The 5,712-nt window shown below is 72.1% G+C and carries 6 protein-coding genes; all 6 read left to right on the plus strand.

Annotated features, from left to right (window positions below):
• A partial coding sequence (locus tag C693_RS21720) for an HAD-IC family P-type ATPase (RefSeq protein WP_043598703.1) occupies positions 1-686 on the plus strand: 686 nt, incomplete at its 5' end.
• Positions 683-931: a cbb3-type cytochrome oxidase assembly protein CcoS gene (ccoS, locus tag C693_RS0112115; RefSeq protein WP_017462545.1), complete on the plus strand. Its 249-nt coding sequence runs from the start codon at positions 683-685 to the stop codon at positions 929-931. The genes C693_RS21720 and ccoS, both read left to right, overlap by 4 nt.
• A 4-nt stretch (positions 932-935) precedes the next feature.
• On the plus strand, positions 936-1,361 hold the full coding sequence (locus tag C693_RS0112120) for a group III truncated hemoglobin (RefSeq protein WP_017462546.1): 426 nt from the start codon (positions 936-938) through the stop codon (positions 1,359-1,361).
• Between the two features lies 1 nt (position 1,362).
• The gene (locus C693_RS0112125; protein ID WP_017462547.1) at positions 1,363-2,466 is read left to right on the plus strand and encodes a PLP-dependent cysteine synthase family protein; all 1,104 of its coding nucleotides are present in this window, start codon (positions 1,363-1,365) and stop codon (positions 2,464-2,466) included.
• 56 nt (positions 2,467-2,522) lie between these two features.
• On the plus strand, positions 2,523-3,287 hold the full coding sequence (locus C693_RS21725) for a prephenate dehydrogenase/arogenate dehydrogenase family protein (protein ID WP_017462548.1): 765 nt from the start codon (positions 2,523-2,525) through the stop codon (positions 3,285-3,287).
• A gap of 129 nt (positions 3,288-3,416) precedes the next feature.
• Positions 3,417-5,699, plus strand: coding sequence for a nitric-oxide reductase large subunit (locus C693_RS0112135; protein WP_017462549.1), 2,283 nt, complete (start codon positions 3,417-3,419; stop codon positions 5,697-5,699).
• Positions 5,700-5,712: the final 13 nt, after the last annotated feature.

Here is a 5,712-nt window from a genome sequence, read left to right on the forward strand (position 1 = left end):
CCGGCCGCGTCGACGGCTGCGCGCTGCGGCTGGGGCGCGCCGACGCGGTGCTCGACGGCGCCGTGCCGCCGGCGCTGGGGGGGTGCCTGGTGCTGGCCGACACCGCCGGCCCGCTGGCCGGCTTCCGCCCGCGTGAACAGCTGCGCCAGGACGCGGTGGACACACTGGCCGCACTGCAGGCGCAGGGCGTGCAGGTCGCGCTTGCCAGCGGCGACGCGCCGCCGCGGGTGGCGACGATTGCCGCGGCGCTGGGCATCGGCCAATACGCCGCGCAACAGACCCCCGCCGACAAGCTCGCCCTGCTGCGGCAGGCGCGCGACCGCGGCCACGTCACGCTGGCGGTGGGCGACGGCAGCAACGATGCCCCGGTGCTGGCCGGGGCCGACGTGTCCGCCGCGCTGGCCGGCGGCACCGCGCTGGCGCAGGCGCATGCCGGGCTGCTGCTGGCCGGCGACCGCCTCGACGGCCTGCTTGCCGCGCGCGCGGTCGCCGGCGACATGCGGCGCATCGTCGCGCAGAGCCGGCGCTGGGCGCTGGGCTACAACCTGGTGGCGGTGCCGTTCGCCGCGTTCGGCCTGGTGCCGCCGTGGCTGGCCGGCATCGGCATGGCGCTGAGCTCGCTCGGCGTGGTGCTCAACGCGCTGCGCACCGGCCGCCGGTTGCCCGTGCCGGGGTGGCGCGCATGAACATCATCCTGGTACTGATCCCGGTCACGCTGCTGGTGGTGGCGATCGCCGTGGCGCTGTTCTTCTGGGCGGTGAGCCACCAGCAGTTCGACGACCTGGACAACCCCGGCATCCTGCCCCTGCTGGAAGATGACCCAGATCAGGGCGTGCCGGGCGATGCCGCGCCATCCTCGTCTCCCGACGATGCGCCGCCGCCGGATGGCGGCGCCGGTTCCCCCGACGTGCCGCCGCCGGCACCCGAGTAGACGCATGAACGTTGCCCCCGACGCCCCTTCCGAAGCGGCCATCGCCACTCTCGTCGATTGCTTCTACGAGCGTGTGCGACGCGATCCCGAACTCGGTGCGGTGTTCAACCCCGCCGTGCACGACTGGCCGGAGCACAAGGCGCTGCTGAGCCGCTTCTGGAGCTCGGTGGAGCGCGGCACCCGCAGCTACCGCGGCAACCCGATGGCCGCGCACCTGCGCCATCCGGTGCGCGCCGGCCATTTCGACCGCTGGCTGGAGCTGTGGCGCGAGAGCTGCGCCGAGGTGCTGGATGCCGCCGGCGCGGCGCGGATGATCGACCACGCCGAACGCATCGCGCACAGCCTGAAGCTCGGGCTCGGCCTGCGCCCGCATTCGCGGCGGCTGGGCGTGCCGATGATGCACCTGCCGGTGCAGGCGCGGGAGTCCTGAGATGTTCTCCACCGACCTGCCGCCGCTGCCGACCGGTCGCGTCTGGGTGCATGGCGCGCTGGAGCGCCTGGCGCAGGAAGCGGCGCGCTCGGCCGACACCCACCTGCTCAAGCTCGACCTGCCGGCCTTCCCCGGCATCGACATCTACCTGAAGGACGAGTCCGCCCATCCCAGCGGCAGCCTCAAGCACCGGCTGGCGCGCTCGCTGTTCCTCTACGCGCTGTGCAACGGGCGCCTGCATGCGGGGCAGACCGTGGTGGACGCGTCGTCCGGCAGCACGGCGATCTCCGAGGCGTGGTTCGCACGGCTGCTCGGGCTGCCGTTCATCGCGGTGATGCCGGCGTGCACCGCGCCGGGCAAGATCCGCGACGTGCAGGCGCTGGGCGGCCAGTGCGACCTGGTCGACGACCCGGCCGACGTGCCGGCCGTGGCCGCCGCGCACGCCGCGCGCGGCGCCTGTTTCCTCGACCAGTTCGGGCTGGCCGAGCGCGCCACCGACTGGCGCGGCAACAACAACATTGCCGAGTCGATCCTCGGCCAGATGGCGCGCGAAGCCTCGCCCGAGCCGGCGTGGATCGTCTGCAGCGCCGGCACCGGCGGCACCTCGGCGACGATCGGCCGCTACCTGCGCTACCGCCGCCTGTCGACCCGGCTGTGCGTGGCCGAGCCGGGCGGCAGCGCGTTCGTCGAGGGCTGGCGCCGCTACGATCGCGCCGCCGTGGCGAGCCAGCCGACCCTGATCGAGGGCATCGGCCGGCCGCGGGTGGAGCCGGGTTTCGTGTTCGAGGTGGTCGACCAGGTGCTGGAGGTGCCAGACGCCGCTTCGATCGCCGCCGCCTGGCTGCTGGAGGAGTTGCTCGGTCGCCGCTACGGCGGCTCGTCGGGCACCCAGTTCGTCGCCTGCCTGCGGCTGGCCGCGGCGATGCAGGCGTGCGGCGAGCGCGGCAGCATCGTCAGCCTGCTGTGCGACCGCGGCGAGCGTTACGCCGAGACGCTGTTCGATCGCGGCTGGCTCGCCGCGCGCGGCATCGATACCGCGCCGTGGGAGGCGCGCCTGCGCGCGGTGCTGCGTGACGGCCGCGGCTTCGACCAACCGATGCCGTAGCATGGACGTCCGCACGGCCTTCCGCCGTGCCTGACGGTTTGCCGCGGAGTCCTCCGATGTCGTTCGCCATCCTCGGTCACGGCCGTTTCGGCCAGGCGCTCGCCGGCCTGCTGCGCGAGGCCGGCCATGCCGTGCGCGCCTGGGACCCGCGCGGCCACGTGCCGGCCGACTACGCCGCCGACTCGCTCGAGGCGGCCGTGGACGATGCGCAGTGGGTGGTGCTGGCGATGCCGGTGCCGCAGATGGACGGGGCGCTGCGCGCCCTGCGTCCGCGGCTCAAGCGCGGGCAGACGGTGCTCGACGTGGGCAGCGTGAAGCTGCACCCCTGCGCGCTGATGGACGAGCTGCTCGGCGACGCGATCCCGCACGTCGGTACGCACCCGCTGTTCGGTCCCCTGAGCCTGGCCCGCGGCGAGCGACCGCTGCGCGTGGTGGTCTGCGCCAGCGCACGCCATCCCGGGGCCGCCGAACGCGCCAGCGCGCTGTTCGCCTCGCTCGGCTGCGAGGTGATCGCGCAGGAGCCGGCCGCGCACGACCGCGCCATGGCGCACACCCACGCGCTGGCGTTCTTCATCGCCAAGGGCCTGGTCGACATGGGTGTGGACGACGAGCTGGCGGTGGCGCCGCCGTCGTTCCTGGGTTTGAAGGCGATGCTTGCCGCGGTGCGCGGCGACGCCGGCCACCTGTTTGCGGCGATCCAGCAGGAGAACCCGTTCGCCGAGGAGGCGCGGGCCGAACTGCTCGCCACCCTGCAGGGCATCCATCGCCGACTGGTCGCCGACGGCGACGACACCGGGCTGGCGATCAGCGAGCGCCACTGACCCGGGCCGGCGTGACGCGGCCGGGCGCTGCGACAATCCGCGCAGGCCGGGGCCGTCACGCCTGATATAGGTCAGGGGCAGCCGCCCCCTGCGCCGCCGACGATGCGCACGTCCTTACGGAGACGTGCCATGACGACGACCCGAAAACTCTGGCTGGGGCTGGCGGTATTGCTGCTGGCCTCCTTCTCGGTGCTGCTGTGGGTGGGCAAGGAGGTGCACCAGCAGGCACCGCCGCTGCCCGACGCGGTGGTCACCACCCAAGGCGCCACGCTGTACACCCGCGCCGACATCGACCGGGGCCGGGAGGTCTGGCAGAGCATCGGCGGCCAGCAGCTCGGCTCGATCTGGGGCCACGGCGCGCTGGTGGCGCCGGACTGGAGCGCCGACTGGCTGCATCGCGAGGCCGACGCCATGCTCGAGCTGCTGGCCCGCGACGAGGGCGCGCCCTCGTTCGCCGCGCTGGATGCCGAACGGCAGGCCGCGCTGAAGGCGCGCGTGCAGGCCGAGGAGCGTCGCAACACCTGGGATGCGGGCACCGGCACCATCACTGTCTCGCCGCTGCGGGCGCAGGCGATGGAGGTGGTGGCGCGCCACTACGACAGCCTGTTCAGCAACGACCCGGCCACCCACGCGCTGCGCGTCACCTACGCCATGCGCGAGGACACCATCCCCGAGATGGAACACCGCCGCGCGGTCACCGCGTTCTTCTGGTGGACCAGCTGGGCCGCCGCCGGCGAGCGTCCCGGTCACAGCGTCAGCTACACGCAGAACTGGCCGTACGACCCGCTGGTCGGCAACCGGCCCAGCGGCACCGCGCTGATCTGGTCGGTGTTCAGCGTGCTGTTCCTGATCCTCGGCATCGGCCTGATCGGCTGGTACCACGCGGTGCAGAGCCACAAGGAGAGCCCGGCGGTGCCGCCGTCGCACGACCCGCTGGCAGCGTTCAAGCCGACGCCCTCGATGAAGGCCACGGCGAAGTACTTCTGGACCGTGATGGGCCTGTTCCTGGTGCAGATCCTGCTCGGCGCCACCACCGCGCACTTCCAGGTGGAAGGCCAGCAGGCCTATGGCTTCGCGCTGGCCAACGTGCTGCCGTACAGCATCACCCGCACCTGGCACACCGAGCTGGCCGTGCTGTGGATCGCCACCGCTTGGCTGGCCACCGGCCTGTACATGGCGCCGGTGATCGGCGGCCGCGAGCCGAAGTTCCAGCGGCTGGGCGTGAACTTCCTGTGGGTGTGCCTGCTGGTGATCGTGGTCGGCTCGTTCGCCGGCCAGTGGTTCGCGGTGATGGACAAGCTGGGCCTGAAGTACAACTTCTGGTTCGGCCATCAGGGTTGGGAATACACCGACCTGGGCCGCTTCTGGCAGATCTTCCTGTTCATCGGCCTGATGCTGTGGCTGTTCCTGGTCGGCCGCGCGCTGTGGCCGGCGATCCGGCGTCGCGACGAGACCTCGCACATCGTGGGCCTGTTGTTCCTGTCCACTATCGCCATCGGCCTGCTCTACGGCGCCGGCCTGATGTGGGGCGAGCACACCCACATCGCGATGGTCGAGTACTGGCGCTGGTGGGTGGTGCACCTGTGGGTGGAAGGCTTCTTCGAAGTGTTCGCCACCGCGGTGATCGCCTACCTGTTCGTCAAGCTCGGCCTGCTGCGCGCGGCCAGCGCCTCCACCAGCGTGCTGTTCGCCACCATCGTGTTCATGGCCGGCGGCGTGCTCGGCACGCTGCACCACCTGTACTTCACCGGCACCACCACCGCGGTGATCGCGCTGGGCGCGAGCTTCTCGGCGCTGGAAGTGGTGCCGCTGGCGCTGATCGGGCTGGAGGCCTACGACAACTGGCGCAAGCAGCACGCCGCACCGTGGATGGCGCGCTACCGCTGGCCGATCATGTTCTTCGTAGCGGTGAGCTTCTGGAACCTGGTCGGTGCGGGCCTGTTCGGCTTCCTGGTCAACACGCCGATCGCGCTGTACTACATGCAGGGTCTCAACCTCACCCCGCTGCACGGCCACACCGCGCTGATGGGCGTGTACGGCATGCTCGGCATCGGCCTGATGCTGTTCTGCCTGCGCGGCATCAAGCCGGAGGCCGAGTGGCGCGAGGGCTGGCTGAAGGGCGCGTTCTGGACGCTCAACATCGGCCTGTCGCTGATGGCGCTGCTGACCCTGCTGCCGCTGGGCGTGCTGCAGCTCAACGCGGCGCTGGACCACGGCTACTGGTTCGCCCGCTCCGAGCACTTCATGGACCAGCCGCTGGTGCACCTGCTGGTGTGGATGCGCGTGCCCGGCGACAGCCTGTTCGCGGTCGGCGCCCTGCTCACCTCGGTGTTCGTCGCCTCGCTGTGGCTGGCGCCCCGGCGCCGCCCGAAGGGTGCGGTGTTGCCGCAGGCGGCACGCGAGCGTGCCTGACCCCCGCGGGGGG

It is taken from the genome of Dyella ginsengisoli LA-4, assembly GCF_000334915.1.
Lineage (GTDB): Bacteria > Pseudomonadota > Gammaproteobacteria > Xanthomonadales > Rhodanobacteraceae > Dyella_A > Dyella_A ginsengisoli_A.